Source organism: Telluribacter humicola, assembly GCF_017355935.1.
Classification (GTDB): Bacteria; Bacteroidota; Bacteroidia; order Cytophagales; family Spirosomataceae; genus Telluribacter; species Telluribacter humicola.
Map to the genome: position 1 here is coordinate 559,885 of NZ_JAFIQT010000003.1, position 21,589 is coordinate 581,473.

General features: G+C 50.3%; 17 protein-coding genes. 15 read left to right on the forward strand and 2 right to left on the reverse strand.

Annotation, left to right across the window (positions count from 1 at the left end; translation table 11 throughout):
• The first annotated feature begins 68 nt into the window (after positions 1-68).
• From JUB14_RS17670 to dnaN, 5 genes are all read left to right on the forward strand, one after another.
• Positions 69-824 (forward strand): 3'-5' exonuclease, encoded by a 756-nt coding sequence (locus JUB14_RS17670; protein ID WP_207507887.1) that lies wholly within the window; start codon positions 69-71, stop codon positions 822-824.
• 115 nt (positions 825-939) lie between these two features.
• Entirely contained in the window at positions 940-3,294 is a 2,355-nt protein-coding gene (rnr, locus tag JUB14_RS17675) for a ribonuclease R (protein WP_207507889.1), read from the forward strand.
• Positions 3,295-3,405: 111 nt separating this feature from the next.
• Complete coding sequence (locus tag JUB14_RS17680; RefSeq protein ID WP_229367964.1) at positions 3,406-4,416, forward strand: phytanoyl-CoA dioxygenase family protein; 1,011 nt, start codon at positions 3,406-3,408, stop codon at positions 4,414-4,416.
• An 85-nt stretch (positions 4,417-4,501) separates the two neighbouring features.
• Positions 4,502-6,157 (forward strand): gliding motility-associated ABC transporter substrate-binding protein GldG, encoded by a 1,656-nt coding sequence (gene gldG / locus JUB14_RS17685; protein WP_207507891.1) that lies wholly within the window; start codon positions 4,502-4,504, stop codon positions 6,155-6,157.
• A 158-nt stretch (positions 6,158-6,315) separates the two neighbouring features.
• Positions 6,316-7,440 (forward strand): DNA polymerase III subunit beta, encoded by a 1,125-nt coding sequence (dnaN, locus tag JUB14_RS17690; protein WP_207507893.1) that lies wholly within the window; start codon positions 6,316-6,318, stop codon positions 7,438-7,440.
• Between the two features lie 81 nt (positions 7,441-7,521).
• Here dnaN and JUB14_RS17695 read toward each other — a convergent pair whose 3' ends face one another.
• Positions 7,522-8,634 (reverse strand): patatin-like phospholipase family protein, encoded by a 1,113-nt coding sequence (locus JUB14_RS17695; RefSeq protein WP_207507895.1) that lies wholly within the window; start codon positions 8,632-8,634, stop codon positions 7,522-7,524.
• Between the two features lie 199 nt (positions 8,635-8,833).
• Between JUB14_RS17695 and JUB14_RS17700 the strand changes: the two genes are divergently transcribed.
• The 4 genes from JUB14_RS17700 to JUB14_RS17715 all read left to right on the forward strand — a co-directional run bounded on the left by JUB14_RS17700 (position 8,834) and on the right by JUB14_RS17715 (position 13,284).
• Positions 8,834-9,388 carry a hypothetical protein gene (locus JUB14_RS17700; protein WP_207507899.1) on the forward strand — a complete coding sequence of 185 codons (555 nt, stop codon included), beginning with the start codon at positions 8,834-8,836 and terminating at the stop codon, positions 9,386-9,388.
• A 289-nt stretch (positions 9,389-9,677) separates the two neighbouring features.
• Positions 9,678-10,793 carry a hypothetical protein gene (locus tag JUB14_RS17705; protein WP_207507901.1) on the forward strand — a complete coding sequence of 372 codons (1,116 nt, stop codon included), beginning with the start codon at positions 9,678-9,680 and terminating at the stop codon, positions 10,791-10,793.
• A 38-nt stretch (positions 10,794-10,831) separates the two neighbouring features.
• Positions 10,832-11,725 carry a hypothetical protein gene (locus tag JUB14_RS17710; RefSeq protein WP_207507903.1) on the forward strand — a complete coding sequence of 298 codons (894 nt, stop codon included), beginning with the start codon at positions 10,832-10,834 and terminating at the stop codon, positions 11,723-11,725.
• Between the two features lie 8 nt (positions 11,726-11,733).
• On the forward strand, positions 11,734-13,284 hold the full coding sequence (locus JUB14_RS17715; protein ID WP_207507905.1) for a vanadium-dependent haloperoxidase: 1,551 nt from the start codon (positions 11,734-11,736) through the stop codon (positions 13,282-13,284).
• Between the two features lie 9 nt (positions 13,285-13,293).
• Here the strand turns inward: JUB14_RS17715 and JUB14_RS17720 are convergent, their stop codons facing one another.
• The gene (locus JUB14_RS17720) at positions 13,294-15,066 is read right to left on the reverse strand and encodes an AsmA family protein (RefSeq protein ID WP_207507906.1); all 1,773 of its coding nucleotides are present in this window, start codon (positions 15,064-15,066) and stop codon (positions 13,294-13,296) included.
• A 494-nt stretch (positions 15,067-15,560) separates the two neighbouring features.
• On the opposite strand from JUB14_RS17720, the gene JUB14_RS17725 reads away from it, so the two are divergent.
• The 6 genes from JUB14_RS17725 to JUB14_RS17750 all read left to right on the forward strand — a co-directional run bounded on the left by JUB14_RS17725 (position 15,561) and on the right by JUB14_RS17750 (position 21,510).
• Complete coding sequence (locus JUB14_RS17725; RefSeq protein WP_207507908.1) at positions 15,561-16,130, forward strand: RNA polymerase sigma factor; 570 nt, start codon at positions 15,561-15,563, stop codon at positions 16,128-16,130.
• A complete protein-coding gene (locus JUB14_RS17730) occupies positions 16,102-17,637 on the forward strand; it encodes a hypothetical protein (protein WP_207507910.1) in 1,536 nt (511 codons plus the stop codon). The genes JUB14_RS17725 and JUB14_RS17730 overlap by 29 nt, the downstream gene beginning before the upstream one ends.
• Before the next feature lie 118 nt (positions 17,638-17,755).
• A complete protein-coding gene (locus JUB14_RS17735) occupies positions 17,756-18,979 on the forward strand; it encodes a serpin family protein (RefSeq protein WP_207507911.1) in 1,224 nt (407 codons plus the stop codon).
• A 63-nt stretch (positions 18,980-19,042) separates the two neighbouring features.
• Positions 19,043-19,465: a hypothetical protein gene (locus JUB14_RS17740; protein WP_207507912.1), complete on the forward strand. Its 423-nt coding sequence runs from the start codon at positions 19,043-19,045 to the stop codon at positions 19,463-19,465.
• A gap of 140 nt (positions 19,466-19,605) precedes the next feature.
• Positions 19,606-20,904, forward strand: coding sequence for an LVIVD repeat-containing protein (locus JUB14_RS17745; protein ID WP_207507920.1), 1,299 nt, complete (start codon positions 19,606-19,608; stop codon positions 20,902-20,904).
• A gap of 21 nt (positions 20,905-20,925) precedes the next feature.
• Positions 20,926-21,510, forward strand: a complete 585-nt coding sequence (locus JUB14_RS17750) for a hypothetical protein (RefSeq protein WP_207507922.1) — start codon at positions 20,926-20,928, stop codon at positions 21,508-21,510.
• Positions 21,511-21,589: the final 79 nt, after the last annotated feature.

Consider the following 21,589-nt stretch of genomic DNA (forward strand, 5'->3'; position numbering starts at 1 on the left):
TCTATCCAGACTCTTACTCAAAACTCAGTTGCCGCTCCGGCGGATTATGCTTTTGCTACTCTTCCTCTATGAACCCTGAATTTCGTCGCCGCGCCAAAAATCTACTTCTCCTTGATATCGAAACCGTAGCCTCCGTACCTGCCTATGACCACCTCAGCGATCGTATGCAGCAGTTGTGGAGTAAGAAGGCACACCGGCTACGTAAAGATGAATACCCCCTGACCGATGCTGAAATCTTCTATGACCAGGCGGGTATTTTCGCCGAGTTTGGCCGTATTGTCTGCATTGGATTCGGAGCCTTTTACTGGAATGAACAGGACGAAATCTGCTTCCGGGTACGTACGTTCGCTCACGACGACGAAGCTACCCTCCTCCGCGAGTTCAAAGCACTGGTAGAAAAGTACCCGGCCGACCAGTTGATCCTGTGTGCCCACAACGGCAAGGAATTTGACTTTCCGTATATCTGCCGCCGTATGCTTATTCACGGTATCGAACTCCCTCGTGCTCTGCAGCTATCTGGCAAAAAGCCCTGGGAGATCCTGCACCAGGATACCATGGAACTCTGGAAGTTCGGGGATTTTAAAGGAGCTACCTCCCTGGACTTATTGGCTGCGGTGTTTGGAGTTGCCAGTAGCAAAGATGAAATGAGCGGCAATCAGGTGACCCGCGTCTTCTATGAAGAAAAAGATATTCCGAAGATCTGCCGCTACTGCTGCGAAGACGTAGTAGTACTGGCCCAGCTGTATCTGCGGATGAATTATCTGCCTACCGTACCCGAACAAAACATAGACCGGCCGCTGCAAGTCCCGTCAGAAAACATATAGAGAGTATAGTAAGTTGTACTGAGACTACACGCCCTCGGACCAAAATCCAATTGGATAACGCTCTCTTTGTGCCGGGTCTCTACGGCTCTATATATACTACATAATCAGTTTAGCAATGAAGAATAAAAGACCTAAAAGAGAATTTAAAGAAAAGAAGTCCGGCGGCCGGGAAAAAAGGTCCGGTGGCCGGCAAAATAATATACTCTCGTTCATCGATGAACTGAAAGCTGATATTGCCGCTTTCTTCGAGATCAACAATGAACAACACTTCCGCCTGGCCGATATACACGATCATTTTGGGGTGGAAGATAAAAAGCTCCGCAACCTTTTCAACGAGATCATCCACGAGCTACACGAATCAGGACGCCTGCTCCGACAGTCGGATGGTACCTACTCCGGTGCTCCTACTACCGAACAAACGGGGGTAGTAGGTCGCGTGGATCACGTAAATAAGAACTTCGCCTTTGTCATAGTAGAAGGTCAGGAGAATGATATCTACATAGATACCGACGACCTGCGGGGAGCCGTGGATGGCGATACCGTACGGGTGCAGGTATTCAGCGACGGACGCGCGCGCGGCCAGAAACTGGAAGGCCGGGTAACGGATGTACTCGAGCGGGGCCGACCTGAAATAGTAGGTACAGTAGAGGTATGGCCAAAGTACGCCCTCGTACAACCCGATAGCCGTAAGCTTTATGCCCCTATCCATATAGCGCTGGACCAGCTCGGCAAGGCCCAGGAGCGCGATAAAGTAATCGTAAAAATCACCCAGTGGCCTACCCGCACCCGGCAGGCCGAAGGACAAATCTTAGAAGTACTGGGACAAGCCGGTAATAACAACGCCGAGATGCACGCCATCCTGGCCGAGTTTGGCTTGCCTAACCGCTTCCCCGAAGAGGTCGAAAAGGAGGCGCAAGCTATCCCCGACGCTATTCCCGAAGACGAAGCAGCCAGGCGACGTGACTTCCGCTCTATCACTACCTTCACCATTGACCCGGTCGATGCCAAGGACTTTGATGATGCGCTGTCGGTACGTTTTCTGGATGAAGGTAATGTGGAGATAGGCGTTCATATCGCCGATGTTTCGCACTACATTCAGCCCAATACGGAGCTTGAAAGCGAAGCCTACCGGCGGGCCACCTCCGTATACCTGGTGGACCGGACGGTACCTATGCTCCCCGAGAAGCTGTCGAACAACCTCTGTTCGCTACGACCTCACGAAGATCGTCTGGCATTTTCGGCGGTATTTGAACTAACCCCTAAGGGGAAGATCCTGAACGAGTGGTTTGGCCGTACTATCATCCACTCCGACCGTCGTTTTTCTTACGAAGAAGCGCAGGAGGTACTGGATAGCGGCGCAGGCGACTACCCCGAAGAGTTGACACTACTCAACCAGATTGCCAAGCAGCTCCGTCGCGAGCGCTTCCGCAGGGGTGCCATCAACTTCGAAACCGTAGAGGTACGTTTCAAGCTGGATGAAAACGGTAAGCCGCTGGGTATCTACCAGAAGGAGCGTAAGGATTCGCATAAACTAATTGAAGAATTCATGCTGCTGGCCAACAAACGGGTAGCTGAGTATGTCTTTTCGATGTCAAAAGGAAAAGATAAGTATACCATGGTGTACCGGGTACACGAGTCACCGGATCCCGAGAGACTAAAGACCTTCTCTACCTTCGTGGCCAAGCTGGGCTATTCTATAGAAGTAGAGGACGAGAAGAAGATCGCCAACTCCATGAACATCATGCTGGAAGAGGTAGAGGGGAAGCCGGAGCAGAACCTGGTCGAGCAGCTAGCGGTACGTACCATGGCTAAAGCCCGGTACAGCACGGAGGATCTGGGGCACTTCGGACTGGCTTTCCGTAGGTACTCCCACTTTACCTCTCCTATCCGCCGCTACCCCGACGTGATGGCGCACCGCCTGCTGCAGCACTACCTCGATGGTGGCAAATCCGTAGATAAGGAACAGTACGAGGCGGCCAGTAAGCATTCATCCGAGCGGGAACGCCTGGCCGCTGAGGCCGAGCGGGCTTCCATTAAGTACAAGCAAATCGAGTACATGGGTACTATGGAAGAGGATCGTGTCTTTGATGGTATCATTACCGGTGTTACAGACTTCGGTATGTTCGTAGAGATCACCGAAACTGCCTCCGAAGGTCTTGTACGTATGACTGACCTGGATGATGACTATTACGAACTGGATAAAGAGAACTACCGCCTGATCGGACAGAAGACCAAGAAGATTTACACATTTGGGGATCCGGTGAAGGTGCGGGTGAAAGAAATCAACCTCGCCCGCCGCAGTATGGATCTGCTCCTGGAGGGCGACCCAAATGCTACCAAGCGCTCCCGCCGGGTTGAGGCCTCCAAATCTGGTTCCCGCTCGGGAGGCAGAGGTGGAAGAGGCTCCTCCTCTAATTCTAAAGTTGACAGAGGTGGCTCCCACGGCAAACGTACCCGAAAGAGTAGATAATTAGCCGTTACTGACCGTTAGATAAATTTATCATAGCTTAAGTAGTAAAGAGTCTGTAGTGGTGTAATTTGGGAAAGAATACGCCACTACAGCCACTAACACATCATAGCTATGAGTACTATTATCCAACGTATCAAGCATAAAGTTGACGTTGCCAAAGACAAATTCTTTCCAATGACGGAATTTGACGCCGCAACGCTCCCTTGGATCGACCGCCCTAATCCTCCTATCGCTGATTTTCTTGCTAAAAATCCTCCCCGCTTCGAAGTACCTTACGACATGGCTGATAAGCTTAGCCACTGGCACGACAAAGGGTATGTAGTGCTGGAACAAATTGTGCCGCATGAGATGGTCGACCGGTTCTGGCAGGATGTTGAGGAGATTATAGAGCATCCCGAACGCCACTTCCTGAACGTCCGGATCGACCGGGATGAGTTTAAGCCCAATCAGGAGCGTAACATCAGCGATTTTCCCAAGGATGCCTTACGGGGTAAGTACGTAAAGTTTAATGACTTTCATAACTCATCGGTAGCGGGCAAGAAGCTCATGGCTCATCCTTCCATTGTGGCTTTCCTGGAAGCAGTATTCAACCAGCAGGTAGTAGTGATGCAGAGCCTTGTATTCCTGTACGGTAGCCAGCAACCTACTCACCAGGACTTTCCCTGGGTAACCGCCAAGATCCCCAGTCACCTGGCAGCAGCCTGGATCGCGCTGGAAGATATCAAGATTGACTCCGGACCCTTATTTTACTACATCGGCTCTCACCGCATCCCGAAGTTCAACTTTGGTACTGGTATCTTATGGAAGCCTAATTCTCCCCGCACCCCGCTGGAATTTGCTGATTATCTTAATAAGACCTGTGAGGAGCATAACCTCCCAAAAGAGACGCTGCTCATCAAAAAAGGTGACGTACTTATCTGGCATTCGGCTCTGGCCCATGGTGGAGGCCCTATCCTGAATCCGGAGCAGACCCGCAAATCATTTGTGTGCCACTACTCTACCGAACAAGCCCTGCCCTTCCATCGTAGCAACATCAATACAGTACCTGTAAAGCAGGAGTATAACGGCATGTACATCTATAACAACCCGGCTCTACCTCAGGCCGAAGATTCGCTGAAGTAGCCGCTTACTTAACGTATATGTAAAAAGAGAGGCTTTTAGGCCTCTCTTTTTGTATTTTTGCCCCACTACCGGTCGTTATAGCTCCATGAAAAGAATACTCCTTAGGCTCCTTATCGTACTAGTGGCACTGGTTGGCCTCAACTGGCTGGCTTCATTTATATATGTGCGCTGGGATCTGACAGAAGATAAACGCTACACTATCTCAGATGCTACCAGGCAGCTCCTGCAGAATCTCGACCGCAATGTACATGTAGCCGTATACCTGTCGGGGGATTTTCCTCCGGGATTTGAGCGTCTGGAGAATGCTACCCGTGAAACGCTGGAAGAATTTGAAACCTACGCCGACGGCCGACTCACCTACGAATTTATAGACCCCTCGGCAGCTACCTCTGAGGAGCAGCGCCGGCAACAGTACCAGCAGTTGGTAGATCGCGGCCTTACCCCTACGAACCTGTTTGCCAATGAGGACGGCAAGCGTACCGAAAAGCTTATTTTTCCGGGGGCTATTGTACAGGCAGATACCCTGGGAGTACCCGTACAACTCCTGAAGGGCAACCGCAGCAGCAACTCTGAACAGCAGCTCAACCAGTCGTTTGAGGGGGTAGAGTTTGAACTGGCATCGGCCATTCGTCTGCTGGCACCACAGGAGCGAAAGAGAATAGGTCTGCTGGTTAGCCATACGACTATTTCTCCGGGCCGATTATCGGACCTGATCGCTACGCTGCAGCAGAGCTACGATGTATTTCTTGATGTGAATAGCCCTAATTCGTACGAGGGACTGGATGCGCTGCTGGTACTTAAGCCTGATCAGCCTTTTACCGAAGAAGAAAAGTACAAGCTCGACCAGTACGTAGTCAATGGAGGTAGAGCCCTATTTTTTGTAGACGGTGCCCGGGTAGATAGCGTGAGCATGCAAGGTACCTTTGCCCAGCCTCTGGACCTCAATCTGAGCGACCTTTTTTTCAGGTGGGGTGTACGGGTCAATACCAATCTGGTCAAAGACCTGAATGCCGCCCTGATTCCGCTTAATGTAGGCAACATGGGCGACGCTCCGCAGATACAGCCCCTGCCCTGGAGGTTCTTCCCGCTGCTCAACAACTTTGGCGACCACCCCATCACCCGCAATACAGACATTGTCCTTACCCGTTTCCTGAGTTCAATCGATACGGTTGGAGGAGCGGCCGGACTTCGAAAGAGCCCATTGCTCATGACATCCCCCTATACCAAAACGCTTAATGCACCGGCGCTGGTGGCCTACAACGAAGCCCGTCAGGAACCCTCCCCCAGTGAATACAATGGCGGAATAAAACTGGCGTCTGTACTATTAGAAGGCCAGTTTCCCTCCCTATACCAGAACCGGATCCTTCCCTCCGATCCCCGGTCAGCTACATTCAAGGCTCAGGGTGAAGCGGGGCGAGTTCTAGTCTGCTCCGACGGCGATGTCGTAATTAATGACTTTGACTACCGGCGCAATGCCCCACTACCGCTGGGTTACGACCGGGTGTCACAAAACATCTACGGCAACAAAGATTTCATCCTTCACGCCATCGACTACATGACCGATGCCCAAGGCCTCATTACGGCACGTAATAAGCAAATCAGTATCAGGCCTCTGGACAAGGTACGGGTACAGGAACAGCGCACTCGCTGGCAACTCCTCAACCTGCTGCTCCCGGTAGGCTTAGTGGGTATTTTTGGGGCTATCCGGTACTACTGGCGACGTCGAAAATTTGCCCGTTAAACGCCATAGGTGCATTATTTTTTTTACTTTTGTTTTTTACAGAGAAAATTTGGGCTTTACGTGTGAATTGTGAGTATCTTAGCTTTAAGAAGCCCCCATTCCTACCCGAAGGAACTGTACTTGTCAACTGTCAACTGAAAAAATAGCCACTGCGTATTATGAAGTTTGTCGTATCGTCATCGGTGCTCCTCAAACAACTATCGGCCATCAACGGTGTCGTCTCTACGAACCCGATCGTGCCTATACTGGAGAACTTTTTATTTAAACTGGAGGGTAATACCCTTACTGTCACTGCTTCGGACCTGCAAACGGTCATGATTACTGAAATAGAGGTGGAAGCGGGTGACAAAGGCGCCATCGCGGTACCGGCCAAGCTTCTTCTTGATACGCTGAGGGGTCTTCCCGAGCAGCCCATTACATTCAATGTTGATGAGGAGACGTTCGGTACGGAGATTGTTTCGGATAATGGCCGCTACAAACTCTCCGGCGAGAACCCTATTGATTTCCCCAAGACGCCATCCGTCAACCGCGGACAGTCAGTAGAGTTGTCATCGGCTTCACTGGCTACGGCTATATCCAATACCATTTTCGCAACCAGTACCGATGATCTGCGTCCGGCTATGACAGGGGTATTTGTACAGATAGGAACCGAAAATGCTACGTTCGTTGCTACTGATGGCCACCGTCTGGTACGCTACCGTCGCAGCGACATCAAGTCCAGCTCCGATACGTCCATGATTATCCAGCGGAAGGCTCTGAACCTGCTGAAGTCATGTCTGCCTTCGGAGGATATGGTAGTAAAGGCGGAGTTCACCTCTTCCAACGCGTTCTTTAGCTTTGGAAACATCCGGATGATCTGTCGCCTGATCGATGAGCGTTTCCCCGATTACGAAAATGCCATCCCTACCAACAACCCCAATACGCTCACCATCAACCGAGCCGAAATGCTCAACTCGCTGAAGCGTATTTCCATCTACTCCAACCGTACCACGCATCAGGTACGCCTGAAGATGACGCTCAACGATCTGTCTATCTCGGCCGAAGACCTTGACTACTCCAACGAGGCCAACGAAAGGCTTATGTGCGAGTACAACGGGGACGATATGGAGATTGGCTTCAACGCGAAGTTCCTGATCGAGATCCTGAGCAACCTAACCTGCAAGAATGTGACGTTTGAGCTGTCAGCACCTAACCGGGCCGGACTGATCATACCCGTTGAGCAGGAAGATTATGAAGATATCCTGATGCTGGTGATGCCGGTAATGCTTAATACCTACGCTTAATAGGGAACATACATAGTACTTATATAAAGAAGCGGCCGCTCTATTCAGGGCGGCCGCTTCTTTGTTTTGGGGCAAACTCAACTATATGTTAAGAATAGCTTTTTCGTAAGCATGTTTAGCTTTTAGATACCCTGCCTCCCGACGCCGCTCAATAGTGACAGCACTGCTGTCAAGCGTATGTCCTATTTCACCCGGGTCCGGCTGTATTAGTACCGTCTGAAAGCACTTAAGTACCTTTCCTCCCAGAGTCAACCTGAAGTCAGGTGGCAGGCTCTGATCACGCTGCGCGTTGCGAACCTGCGTAACCAGTTCATTTATTTCCAGGTACCTCTTTAAGTCATCATTGAAGATCTCGTTAATAGCGATATCGTCCAGCGCCCGAAGGGCTATATTGGTCAGATGATAATTTCGCTCGGGGTCGGCCTGGAGGTCCCAGCTATTACAGTTCAGGATATAGATTACATAGTCATCTACGTCTGTAGTTTCTTCCTTGATCGCCTGTATTACATCACCCAGCGGCGAAACCGTCCTGATACCACCATCCACTACTTCCCGTATTACCGTTGTGTTTTGGACAGAGTCCCCCTTCCACCTAAGCTCCTTCACCGGCTCCCACACAATAGGCATAGCCGTAGAAGCCAGAATAGCGCGGCCGAGCTCTTCGTCCGACGCAAAATCTTCGGGTCGGCAGGTGTAGTAGTTGGCGTCTACAAGCGAAACGACTCCGCACTGGAAGGCAGTCTTAAAATCATCCCGACGAACAGTGCGTAAGAGTGTCCTGTACAGCGGGCTATTGTCGGCCAGGGAACGGATCTTGTTGAAGTTGGTCATTACCTCCCGAATCAGGGCTGGTCGGTTAAACACGTACTGGAAGCCATAGCGAAACAGGGAACGGGGAAGTAGCTTTTTGATGATAGCTTCAAAGTCAGGACGTACCGTTTCGCCCTCCATAACTACCATCTCTGACGTATAAATACTACTGTACCCCTCCCGCTGTACCTGCTGCCACAGGGCTTCCAGCTCGGCAAATTTGTCCATCGCTACCAGTGCTCCGTTCAGGGCACCCACTGATACCCCGGCAATTCGGTCAAAGCGAATATGCTGCTGCTCAAGGAGGTACTCGAGCGCTCCCCATTGAAAAGCGCCCTTGAAGCCCCCTCCACTTAACACCAGTATGTTCTTCTGCGTGGCCATAAAATAGTTTACTTCTACTACCGGTAAATTGAGCAGTTTGTTATGCTTTTAGCCCCATTTACAGGCATTTGGGTGGTAGAGCAGCTACTTTTCTGCCTAGCAGTAGTACCTAACTTTCTATAACAGATACATTTAGTTTTAAAAATACTTTTTTCTTTCGCTCTATTTGTAAATATTTGTATAAAAAATTGACCGATTGGTGAAACGTTTAGTCTGTATCGGAAGCATTATTCTGCTGCTACTCAATACGCTGGGGTACTACCCGGTGTACCTGTGTATGCAGTTGAAAGCCCAGCTGGAGATGCAGGAGAAACTAAACCAGAGTACGCTGGGAGAGGAAGAACTCTTCACCATCAAAATCCCGATTCAACTCCCCTACTGGACCGAGACCCGTCAGGCTCCCCAGCGCATAGATGGGCAGATCGAGTACAATAACGAATTTTATAAGCTTTATAAGCAAGAGGTAGTAGGTGATACGCTGGTAGTACTGTGCGTAAAAGATCATACTGAAAAACAGCTTTTTCAGACGCTTACCGAGTGGGTAAAGATAACGGTAACGGGCCTGCCCGGTACTTCTGAAAAGGCCACACAGCTAGTCAGCTTTCTGATTAAGGATTACTATTCATCCCACCGAAAGGTCTATTTTAACCTGTACGATTGGATAGAAGCGCCTGCTCCTTATGCTACCCGTACTTTTGCTCTCCATCCAGCCACGCTGGAACTCCACTCTCCGCCTCCCGAGGCCATTGTCTGATTTCTTATTGCTGGCGAGCTGCTCCATTCGGACCAGTTCCGCTGACACACCCTTTGGTACTTCCTGAGGGAGCTCTAGTGGCTATTTGTGGCCCTATATGACCAGCAGACAAATTCGTGCGGACTCACCTACCTGAGCCTTTACGTATGCCTTTTAGGCTATACTACTCTATCTGTACCTGGTACTGGTGGTAGTTGCACGTGCTCTATTCTGGCGCCACATCCCATGTTGCTTCCTGTACACAGGCCGTACCGGCTCTGGTATATCTTACATTTTAGAAATCAAGACAATGAAAAACTCTCTATATATCATCTTCTTCGCAACGCTACTGGCATTCCAAACTGCTCTGGGACAGGGATGCGTAGCAGTACGACATATGAATATGAATGCCTCGACACCGGGCGTTTCATCGGCTGACCTGTTCAAGCAGAAGCACGGCCAATGGCAGGTTAATACTGGCTATCGCTACTTCAGATCGTTTCGTCACTTCCGCGGCGACCACGAAGAGAAAGAGCGGATCGAGAATAATACCGAAGTAGTAAACGTATCACACTCGCTGGACCTGGGTATTACGTACCAGCCCACGATGCGTCTGTCGTTTTCGGTGAATCTGCCGATATTATACAACGACCGCTCTTCGCTGTACGAGCACTACGGTAACAGCGCTACTGCCAATCCGGAGCAGAAGCGATTCCATACCCAATCGCAGGGTATCGGAGATATGCGTATATCGGGTAGCTACTGGCTCATCAACCCGATCAAGCTTCCTAAGGTTAATCTGTCGCTGGGACTGGGTGTAAAGCTACCTACCGGTAATCCGGGTGTAGAAGGCGACTTTCACCGGCTCAATCAGGAAGGGCAGGACTATACTATTCGTAAGCCGGTAGACCAGTCGATCCAACTGGGTGACGGTGGAGTAGGATTTAGCCTGGAAGGACAGGGATATGCGCAGCTCGGCGACCATACTACTCTATACGTCAACGGCTTCTACCTCTTTAATCCACGTGAAACTAATAGCGTAGTACGTAATCCGGGCTCTACGGTAAGCCCTGTTGACGAGTATTTTTCGGTAGCGGATCAGTTTGCGGCCCGCTTAGGCCTTAGCCAATCACTTACAGTAGTGCCGGGCTTGTCACTGATGCTGGGCGGCCGGGTTGAAGGAGTTCCCGCCCACGATGCCATTGGTGGCAGCGCCGGCTTCCGTCGTCCGGGCTATATAGTATCGGTAGAGCCGGGCATAGCCTACATGAACCAGAAGTATTCTATAGCGGCTACGGTACCCGTTGCTCTGTATCGCAACCGGATCAAAAGCTACGCTGACCTCCAGGACCCAACCGGAAAGCGCCACGGTGATGCCGCCTTTGCCGACTACCTGATCTCAGTAAGCATGTCCCGCTGGTTCTAACCCACCTCTGTATCCATCTATTTTTATCTCATAAATAAATGAAAGTAAAGACTCTGTATATGCTTACCCTAGCCCTGCTGCTTATGGCAGCAGGCGCTCAGGCCCAGATGCCTCACGATGTGATCTACATGCCTAAAAATACCAGTTGCCTGGCCCTCACCTACGGACACAGCAGCTGGGATGAGTACTGGGAAAATACCCTCAAGCGCGAGAACCTGAATATTGGCACCCACACTACACAGATGGCCATGGCCATGGCTGCCGTAGGTATTACCGACCGTCTCAATGTGATTGCGAGTGTACCTTACATCTGGACCCAAACCAGCGCCGGGAACCTGATGGGCCTAAAAGGTTTTCAGGATGCTTCAGCCTGGATCAAGTACAAGGCTTTTGACAAGAAAGGACTATCACTACACGGAGTTGTGGGAGGATCTATCCCTCTGACCAACTATGTACCTGAGTTTTTGCCGATGTCCATTGGCCTGCAGGCCCGGACCGCTACCGGCCGTATCATTGCCAACTACTCCCATTCCCCCACCGGCCTCTACCTGACCGGCCACGGAAGCTACTCATGGCGTAGTAACATATACGTAGACCGGGACTCCTACCTGGCCGGCGACCGTATGCACAACACTGATGAGGTACAAATACCCAATGCTATTGACCTGGGAGCACGGGTAGGTATTCTGAAATCTAAATGGCAGACGGAAGTATTTGTAGAACGCTTTGCCTGTGTGGATGGTGATAACATCCGTCGCAATGACATGCCTTTCCCTACCAACAAGATGGAAATGACTACTGTGGGCTGGTACGGCAAAGTACAGCCCCGCAATATCGGCGTAAACGCCCGGGTAGGCTACGTGGTGGAAGGCCTGAATGTAGGCCAGAGCCTGAGCTATTCTGTTGGTTTTTTATATCAGTTTAATTACTAGTGACTTTCATGAAAACAAATACATTCCTCCCATCATACAAAGTCCTTCTGGTTGGACTTCTTGCCTTTATTATAACGTCCTGCGATAAGACTATTCAGGAACCTATTATTCCGGCGTATAGTCCCTCCAACGTTGATGCCAATGCTGGTATCTGGAAAACCTACGTACTTACCTCACCCGCTGAGGTAGATGTACCGGCTCCCAGTGCCACCAACTCAGCGGAGTACCAGGCCGAACTAAGCAGCCTCAAGCAGATTTCGTCGGCTCTGACTCCGGATCAAAAGCAAAAAGTAGAATACTGGGGCGCCGGTGCTGTATACCGCTGGAACGAAATAGCCCGCGAACTGGCCGCCCGCTATAACCTGCCACCGGCAGCAGGCCCGGACGGTAAGTACCCATTACCCGATGCAGCAAATCCATTGGCCGATCCTAAGTTTCCATTTGCCAATCCACCCTATACGGCCCGTGCGATGGCGTACCTGAGTGTAGCTCAGTATGATGCCCTCGTAACAGCCTGGCACTATAAGTACAAGTACAATCGTATGTCGCCGGCTCAGGCTGAGAGCTCCATCAAGGCCGCTCTACCGGTCTCTGGCATTCCTACTTATCCCTCTGAGGATGCCGTAGTAGCCGCCGCTTCGTTTAATGTTCTGAAAGCGATGTTCCCCGGTGAGGTACCCTACCTGGAAGCCAAAATGAAGGAGCATCAGGAAAGCCGTCTGTGGGCAGGTATGAATGTACAAAGCGACCTGGCCGCTGGAGCAGTGCTGGGCACCGCGGTGGCAGCCAAGGTAATGGGCCGTGCCAAGACCGATGGTATGTCTAGCTCTAATAACCAGTCTATGACGGCAGGCATGATCGAAAACGCTAAAAAACTGGGCGTGACGGAACCATGGGTTAGCCAGGAGTCACCGGCTCGTCCACCGATGTTACCTACCTACGGTCTGGTAACTCCCTGGAACTTCGATAAGGCAACCGTAGCCAAACTACGTCCCGAAGCACCACCGGCAGTAGGTAGTGCTGAATTTAATAAAGCTCTGGACGAGTTGAAGTCTATTCAGAAAAACCAAACCCGCGAGCAGGCACGTATCGCCAACTTCTGGTCAGATGGTGTAGGCAGCTACACTCCTCCCGGCCACTGGCTCCGTACAGCGGCCAATGCCGCTCACGATGCCCGGTATAGCGAAGTACGTATGGCCCGGACCCTGGCTCTGGTAAGTACTGCCCTGATGGATGCGGGTATCTGCTGCTGGGACGTAAAGTTCTGGTGGTACTACCCACGCCCTCAGCAGTATGGGCTGAAGACTACGGTAGGTACACCTAACTTCCCATCCTATACGTCAGGCCACTCCACGTTCTCGGCGGCAGCGGCGGAGGTACTTGGACATATTTTCCCTGCACAGGCTAAAAAATTCGCTGATATGGCTTTGGAGGCCTCCAACTCCCGTATGTACGGCCTTATTCACTACCGCTTTGACTGTGAAGCAGGTCTGAAATGTGGGAAGAACATTGGTAGCTATGCCGTAACGCGGGCTAAAGCCGACGGAGCAGATCAGTAACAGGAGGCACTAGTTAAACAAGCGCTTAAAGAAGCCCTTCTTTTTCTGGTCATCCTCTTTTTTCTGGTCTTGTTTATCTTTATCCTTTTCTGTTTCTGGCTTGTCGGCCTCACCGCTTACGACATCTTTGATAGAAGCCAGGATAGACTGCCAGATCAGGTTGAAAAAGGAGTCACTGGGCTGTCGCTTCACTGTCACATCGGCTACGCGAGCGGGGCCATCACCCGACGGATTGTTATTCTTGATGATGAGTCCATTAAGCAGGTTGGAAAGCAAAGACCTTTTCTCCAGCTTACCGGACTCATCATCCTGTTTAAGTACATTTACTTCCAGATTATTGTACAGCATCTGCATAGTGATGTGTGACTCATAGCTGTTGGCCTGCATCTGGAACTTCAGCAGGTTTAGTTGTCCTGATTCCACACTCGCCTTAGCCAGCGCGCGGGTAACCGGATTGATCTGCTTTATGCTGAAGTCTCTCATTGAACCTCCACAGTTAAATGTTCCGTTATCAGAAGCCATATTAAAGTTAAAATAGGCATTGAGCCTGCTCGCCCCCATAAATCTGGTATATGCCCTCACCCGGCAATAAGGGCGCCTGGCAATGGTAGCAGTATCATTAGTAAGATTCGTAATAGTACCCTGTGTACCCGTAAATTTAATAATTCCGCGTAGCCCCGTCTTCTCACTTCGCTCGCCGTAGTATACTTCTGTCCCCCTGACTCGTACGGTATCAAAGCAAACTACAAACTTAGCCTGCTTGAGTAGCTGGTGAGGATATCTACCCGTTTGATTCTCTTCAGGGTCGGGATAGTTGCGATCCCTGTATATATCCATAAGGCCTTTATCTATTTCCAGCACCTCTGCAAATAGCTGCTGCCGCATCAGGAACCTGCGCACATCGACCCGCCGGGCTACAATATTTTCAAACTTGAAATCATATCGATCCTTAGAGATACCTATGACTTTTGAATATTGATCCTTTCCATGCCTGGGCTTATAGTGTACGTTCTGTACTTTGATGGTACTATCCCTTGATGAAAGTGCCAGCTCCTTCATCGAAAAAGTGTAATGATCATTTCCTGCATCCAGAGTCAGCCCTTTCAGCCGTATTTCTATTTGCTGTGCATACAGGACCCGACTGGTGTCCTGGGCCGTTTCTTCATTGAGCCGAAAGTCCGACACATCCAGGTACAGCTCCTCCAGATGATTCTTTTTGGACTTTTCGCCATTGTTATTGATGTACGTAAAGTCTACGCTTGTGAAGCTGATGCGGTCTATATGAATAGACTGCAGTACCTGATTGATAATCTCGTACGGCGACTTCTTCGGACGATTTGTATTATAAGGCTTTTTGTCAACGGCCAGCGTCACGTTTGGGCTTTCTACGCGTATCTCATCTATGTCTAGTGATTTAAAGAGCAAAAGCTTCAGGATTGATACTCCTTCCAGGCTCAGCCTATCCGTTTGGACACTTGCCACCTGATCAGGTGCTTTCTTCTGCTCAAGTAGTCTTTTATATACCGTTGAGTCCGACCTGAGCATGACGTCACTCACCCCGGCATTGCCCAGAAGTATGTTTACAGAAAGATCACTATAGCTGATGGAATAGAGCCCATCAGACGCTTTGCGAACCGACTCTTTCAGCGAAGAGTCCAGTTGTTCTTTTAGAAGACCTGGCAGCACCCACGATGCTAGTAAGACCAGCAATACGATTCCCCCCACAATACCAACTGACCAAATAATCCATCTTTTTGTAATAATCTCTTTGAGGTCACTCATGAGGTTAGGTACAGTAGATTTATATAAGTATGGGCAAAAACAACTAAAAAACCTATGCCACTGGTACACTTCAATGTGCAACTACACTTCTTCGACCAGTAGTCTAATAATTGAAATAGCTGACCTGCTCAAAAAAAGTAAGATAGGTAAAAGTGCAACTCTATTACAAATAAGGCTAAAAGGCGAATAATATTACTAATGAAGCGATACTATCAGCAGTATCCGATTGGTAAACAACAAGCTACTTAACGTATCCAGAGGCTACATTGATAGGATCAAACCAAGAAGTGATGTTAAAAATATGTATTTTTGTACTGATAATAGATCTACTTCCAACCATTTCGACGACAAAAGGATCTTAGTATTACAGAAAGGACCTGAACAGGGAATAAAGTATATGACTTCCAGTAAATCATAGCCTATTTCTCTGCTACTGATCCTTAGAGCTAGTTAAGACTAAGACCAAGAAAGCGTACGAAGCACCCCTACCTTCGATGACATTGAACGAGCAGGAACTGGTGAACGGCTGTCGTCAGCGCGACCGACTCGCCCAGAAACGTTTATACGACGTTTTTGCGGGGAAGATGTTCGCTATTTGCCTGCGCTATACCAAAAACCGCCCCGATGCCGAGGATGTATTACAGGATGCATTTATCAAGATATACGAAAACATTGACTCCTTCCGAGGTGAATGTCCGCTTGAATTCTGGGTACGCTCGGTAGTGGTAAATACAGCGCTGAAACATCTGCGCAAGCAGAAACATTTGATGGAACTCGATGACATACATACGCAGGACAACCACGTAGCGGATACGGAACTGACACTTTCGAGCTTCCAATGGCAGCAGTTGATGGGCTTCATTCATGAATTGCCTACTGGCTGCCAGACGGTGTTTAACCTCTATGCCATAGAGGGATATCAACATAATGAAATAGCCCAGATGATGGGTATATCAGAAGGAACATCGAAGTCGCAATACGCTAGAGCGCGTATGTTGCTTCAGCAAAAACTAAGTAAAGAACAACGGTTCGACGATGAATCAGTCCGAAAAACACAATTTTGAGGAGGAGTGGCGGCAGGCCTTTGACGAGGCTTCGGTACCTCCGCCACCTTCGGTCTGGGACGCACTGGATGCACACCTCGACCAGCAGGAAAAGAAATCGACACCGATAGTACCACTGTGGTGGCATTCGCCCCGGCTGTGGTACGCAGCGGCGGCTATAGGCGCCCTGCTAATGGTAAGCGTGCCCCTGCTACGCCTGGACAAAAAAGCGCAAACGGACCTACCGACCGTAGCCGTGGATAAAAGCAGCTCCGCGCCTCAGAACCAGCGAGTGGTAGAGTCATCTGACGAGCAGCCTACGCCGGAAGCCCGCCAGCAGGTAGCCGGTGAAAATACTGGTGCCGCTGCACAGGAGCCAGCACCTCGTTACGCAACCAGAGGTCAGGTAGCCGAAAGTCGTAAAGCCAGTAAAGAAGCAGTACGCACTTTTGAGCAGAAACCTGTTACTTCACCTTCCCTGGCAGCAGTTCAGAGTCAGGTTGAGGCTAATGATAACAAAGGCCGTACTGATAAAAACGCTACGCCTGAGCTACCCCGCCCAGGTACTACTGATCCTACCTTTGCTACCAGGGTAGCTGCGGTTGAATCTGCGCGTACATCGGAGCCGGGTGCCATTGGGGACCTTCAGATAGAAGCCTTATCGCCACGGGAATTCCGCGACCTACCTGTATATACGCAAAAACGCTACGTATTCTTCCGGTACGATGCTCCGGATGATACTCCTCTGACTCCACCTACTAAGCCGAAGGAATACTGGGCGGGAGTAGGTGTGATGCCTGCTTCTTTCAATCCGGATGTGAATGTTACCTCACCTCCGGCCGCGTTTTCGGCCGCGAATGCCGGCCGGCAATCACTTTCGAGCTCGAGCCGCGCAGGCCTGTCGTACGCCGTGCAGACCCAGGGTGGTATGAAGCTCTCGAAGCACTGGTCCATCGAAACAGGAATTAGCTACTTACAGGGAAACTCTACCTTTGTGAGCGATGGGTATGTACTGGATGCTATGTCGAATCGTAGTGCCAATGTACTCGAGAATGCGCTGCTGGCTAATTCTTCCGGCTCTTACCGAGCCTCTAACGATAAGTCCCAGTTCGGGCCTCCGGCCAGCCCTAATGAGGTAGCCGCGGTGTACATTGATCTGGATCAGCAGACACGCAACGACTACCGCTTCCTGCAGCTTCCTGTACAGGCTGGCTATACGCTCAATCCGGAAGGCAAGCTAAGCTATACGGTACTGGGAGGAATGGTAGCTAATATGTTCCTGCGCAACGACCTCGAAATGGCACCCGGCAATACCCTTACTACCACTGCCAGCGACGGTGTATACCGTAACCTGAACTGGTCGGCCGCTACGGGCCTGCGGTTCAACTACCACCTGTCGTCGCACTGGACAGCCAGCCTCACCGGCTCGTACCAGAAGGCCATGTCGACGGGTATCCGCAACAATGATAATATCACGACACGTCCGCAGCTATACGGACTAGGTTGGGGAGTACGCTATTTATTTTAATATTTTCGGGTAGTGGTTCCAACCATTTGACTCTAGCCCGAATCTTTATTACAACAAGTCCACCATAACAGATAGGTGTACAGTAAGTAGATGTAAACGCTAAAAGTATCTGTTAGCCATGAACAAAATACTAACCACTGCTGCCGTAACTGCAGCCCTGTTTACCGCCACACTTAGCGGATGTAACAACGACGGAAATACCCCTGCTCCCATCACAGGCAAGGAAGTACATATCCCGGCGCGGGTAGCTGCCAGTACCACAGATTTTGCTTTTGATTTCTTCAAAAACCTGCAAAGTACTCAGCCTGCCGGAGATAACCTGTTTGTGTCACCGCTGAGCCTGCACATGGCGCTAGGCATGCTGCTGAATGGAGCCGAAGGCGAAACAGCCCAGCAAATTCAGAAAGCCCTGAAAATGGAAGGGCTGACGCAGGCTGATCTGAATCAGGCCTACAAGACCCTCATGGAAGATCTGCCCCAGGCTGACCCGAGTGTGAAGCTGGCCATGGCCAATTCAGTGTGGTATCGCAACGGCTTCCAGGTCGAGAATAACTTCCTCGACGTGCTGCGCCAGTCGTTTAAGGCGGAGGTATCGGCTCAGGACTTTAATAGCCCCGCCGCCAAAGACCGCATCAACCAGTGGGCCAGCGACAATACCAACGCTAAGATCAAGAAGGTTATTGACGAGATCCGGCCTGACCACGTCATGTTCCTGCTAAATGCGCTGTACTTTAAAGGTGACTGGAAGTACCAGTTTGACCCTAAGCAGACCACTGATGCTCCTTTTACCCTGGCCAATGGCAGCTCGAAGAACGTAAAGATGATGTCGCTCCAGGAAGTTTTTCGCGTAGCCCGTACCGAAAAATACATAGCGGCTCAGCTCCCCTACGCCAGTGGTCAGTTTAACCTGACGCTACTCATGCCGAATGGTGACGGTACCGTCAATAGTCTGATTGATAACTTCAGTGCCAGCGACTGGAGTAACCTGCAAAGCAACCTGCTGCAGGAAAGCAAAGTGATGGTAGGGCTCCCCAAGTTTACACTGGACTACGAGGTACAGCTGAATAAGACACTCCAGCAGATGGGTATGGAGCGGGTGTTCAGCAACCAGGCCGAACTGGATAAAATCAGTAAATCTGAGCAATTAGCCGTAAGCCTTATCAAGCAGAACACTTACCTAGGTGTGGACGAAAAAGGTACCGAGGCTGCCGCCGTTACCTCCATCGGAATAGTAGTAACCTCCATGCCTCCGTCGTATATGTTTGACCGGCCATTCATATTTATCATCAGCGAGAAAACATCTGATACCATACTCTTTATGGGACGTATCATGAATCCATAATCTGAGTATTCCTAAACGTAGCTTTCATTCAATAGTAACAAATATCTTTAGTCAAAATTAGCCATGAATCCATTCAAGAAGTTCCTTATTATTCCTGCTCTGGCGGTTGTAGCCTTACTGGCCTCCTGCGAAAAAGAAGATGTTGTCAAAGTAGATAACCAGATAGCCGGTACCTGGCAGCTGGACGCCATCACCTACGGCCTTACACAAAAGACCGTGCGGGGGGCTCAGCTACCTTACTCTGAAAAATTAGAGTTTTCGGGTACCACCTATACCGTTACCCGCGATGGTAAGGTTGAAAATACCGGCCGCTGCTATACCGGCGAAAGCCAGAAAGAAGCGCCTTATAAAAATGCAGTGATCTATCCTGATGATAACAGCTATCAGGCATACGAGATATCAGAGGGCCGTTTGTACCTGTACGAACGCGGTAAGCAAGGCTCAGTTGTAGCCGACGGCTCTGTCTACGAGTACAAACGTCAGTAGGTTTCTGACGTTTTCGGGGTGCGTTATCGTCCGGAGGCTCTGCTTTCGGACGATTTTGTTTGTAGCCATTCCAACCTTTCTGGTAGACCAGGGTCTTAAGGGCGTATTCTATTCGTCTGTCATTCAAAACCTAACCTGCTATGAGATCAATACCTCTACTACTGCTACTTACACTGCTGATGACAGGACTGTGGTCCTGCAACGATCGCTGCCAGGAAACCCGCATTGTGAAGCGTATGACTCCAGTAACTGTATCACTCATGGAGGTACGGAGGAACCTGAAAACCGAGGCTCCCCGCGCGCTCGAGCATCCGGGTAAGATCTACGTTAAAGGAAACTACCTGCTCATTAACGAAATCAAAAAGGGACTGCACGTCATTGACAACAGCAATCCGGCAGCACCGCGTTTTGTTTCGTTCATCAATATACCGGGCAACGGTGATATGGCCGTACGCGGCAACATCCTCTATGCCGATAGCTATACCGACCTGGTAGCGCTGGACATCACTGATCCGGCTAAGCCGCAGGAAGTAGGACGGGTAGATGAAGTATTCAAGAATGGCCAGTTTGAGGGAGCCTGGTGGAGCTACAACGAATCCGTTGGTGCCATCAACGACCAGAAAGTAGAGTACATCACAGAAACGATCAATACCAACTGCGAGGAGAACCCGATCATGCCTGAGATGTGGTGGCTGGGAGGGGCCTGGCGTATGATGGATGCAGCTTTTTCCAGCGCCGCCGCCCCATCAGCGGCTCCGGGTAGCAGCGACGGCAAAGGGGGCTCTATGGCTCGCTTTGCCCTATACAACAACTTCCTCTACACCGTCGGTCAGAACAACCTGCACCTCTTTGATATCTCTAACCCATCCAAGCCCACCAGCTTCTCCACAGTCAATTTAGGGTGGGGTATCGAAACCATATTCCCCTACAAGGATAAGCTTTTTATCGGATCTAGTACGGGTATGTACATCTACGACAACAGCAACCCATCTGATCCAAAGCAGCTATCGGTATTCCAGCACATGATGGCCTGTGACCCGGTAGTTGTACAGGACAATGTAGCCTACGTAACCCTGCGCTCGGGTACTACCTGCCGCAACGCCCAAAATCAGCTCGACCTGGTGGACATCAGCGACCTGACGCGCCCGCGCCTCATCAAGAGCTACCCCATGCAGAACCCCCATGGCCTGAGCATTGACTTCCCGACGCTCTACCTCTGTGAAGGCAAGTACGGTCTGAAGACCTTTAATGTATCGGATCAGTTTGCGGTAGACAAGAATATGCTGTCGCACATGAAGGACATCGACGCCTACGATGTAATCTCGCTGGGTAAGACGCTCCTGATGGTCGGTAAGGATGGCTTTTACCAGTTTGACGCTACCAATCCGCGCCAGCTCCGCCAGATCAGTAAGATACCAGTAGGTGAAAGTACTATCTAAGGCTTCTAAACAAAACCGACTATGAAGAAGCTACTTTCTCTATGTATGATCAGCCTGTTGGCGACTGGTTTGACTCTGGCTCAGGAGGTACCTTTTAAACGCCACTACGTCAACCATACTGAGTTGGGCGGACTATTCGGGCGGGTCAAGTACCTGCCATACGCTGGGGCTACCCAGGTAGTAGAAAACCGCCTGAACCTAACCCTGCAGACCTTCAACGGCATGCGAATCAACCCAAGGCTGTCGGCCGGACTCACTACCGGCCTCGACTGGTATACGACGGCACTTATTACACCCATAGCCGCCGGTGCCAGGTATGATTTGGCTGGCAAACGCAACGTTCGTTTCTTTGCTACGGCTGATGCCGGTTATGGCTTGGTATGGTTCCACGAAGACAACGAAGGATACCGTACCCAAGGAGGTATGATGCTGAATCCCGGTCTGGGCTTTCGCCTGGGCCGACCCGATGGAGCTGCTTTCACAATCACGCTTAGTTATAAACGGCAGGAGGCATTTGTTACAAAACCCCCACTTTGGGACCAGACTGAGCGCTTCGAAACCCGCGAATACAACCGCATGTCTCTGCGGATGGGGATAACGTTTTAGTAGCTATTAAATTATATAGGTTGCTACATTTGCTATGAGGGGCGTCTGGGACGCATAGTCCGTGGTCCATATCTCCACG

Excerpts from the sequence above, each read along its gene's own strand:
- JUB14_RS17670 (WP_207507887.1), top strand. The coding sequence starts at position 69 with ATGAACCCTGAATTTCGTCGCCGCGCCAAAAATCTACTTCTCCTTGAT.
- rnr (WP_207507889.1), top strand. The coding sequence starts at position 940 with ATGAAGAATAAAAGACCTAAAAGAGAATTTAAAGAAAAGAAGTCCGGC.
- JUB14_RS17680 (WP_229367964.1), top strand. The coding sequence starts at position 3,406 with ATGAGTACTATTATCCAACGTATCAAGCATAAAGTTGACGTTGCCAAA.
- gldG (WP_207507891.1), top strand. The coding sequence starts at position 4,502 with ATGAAAAGAATACTCCTTAGGCTCCTTATCGTACTAGTGGCACTGGTT.
- dnaN (WP_207507893.1), top strand. The coding sequence starts at position 6,316 with ATGAAGTTTGTCGTATCGTCATCGGTGCTCCTCAAACAACTATCGGCC.
- JUB14_RS17695 (WP_207507895.1), bottom strand. The coding sequence starts at position 8,634 with ATGGCCACGCAGAAGAACATACTGGTGTTAAGTGGAGGGGGCTTCAAG.
- JUB14_RS17705 (WP_207507901.1), top strand. The coding sequence starts at position 9,678 with ATGAAAAACTCTCTATATATCATCTTCTTCGCAACGCTACTGGCATTC.
- JUB14_RS17710 (WP_207507903.1), top strand. The coding sequence starts at position 10,832 with ATGAAAGTAAAGACTCTGTATATGCTTACCCTAGCCCTGCTGCTTATG.
- JUB14_RS17715 (WP_207507905.1), top strand. The coding sequence starts at position 11,734 with ATGAAAACAAATACATTCCTCCCATCATACAAAGTCCTTCTGGTTGGA.
- JUB14_RS17720 (WP_207507906.1), bottom strand. The coding sequence starts at position 15,066 with ATGAGTGACCTCAAAGAGATTATTACAAAAAGATGGATTATTTGGTCA.
- JUB14_RS17725 (WP_207507908.1), top strand. The coding sequence starts at position 15,561 with ATGACATTGAACGAGCAGGAACTGGTGAACGGCTGTCGTCAGCGCGAC.
- JUB14_RS17730 (WP_207507910.1), top strand. The coding sequence starts at position 16,102 with ATGAATCAGTCCGAAAAACACAATTTTGAGGAGGAGTGGCGGCAGGCC.
- JUB14_RS17735 (WP_207507911.1), top strand. The coding sequence starts at position 17,756 with ATGAACAAAATACTAACCACTGCTGCCGTAACTGCAGCCCTGTTTACC.
- JUB14_RS17740 (WP_207507912.1), top strand. The coding sequence starts at position 19,043 with ATGAATCCATTCAAGAAGTTCCTTATTATTCCTGCTCTGGCGGTTGTA.
- JUB14_RS17745 (WP_207507920.1), top strand. The coding sequence starts at position 19,606 with ATGAGATCAATACCTCTACTACTGCTACTTACACTGCTGATGACAGGA.
- JUB14_RS17750 (WP_207507922.1), top strand. The coding sequence starts at position 20,926 with ATGAAGAAGCTACTTTCTCTATGTATGATCAGCCTGTTGGCGACTGGT.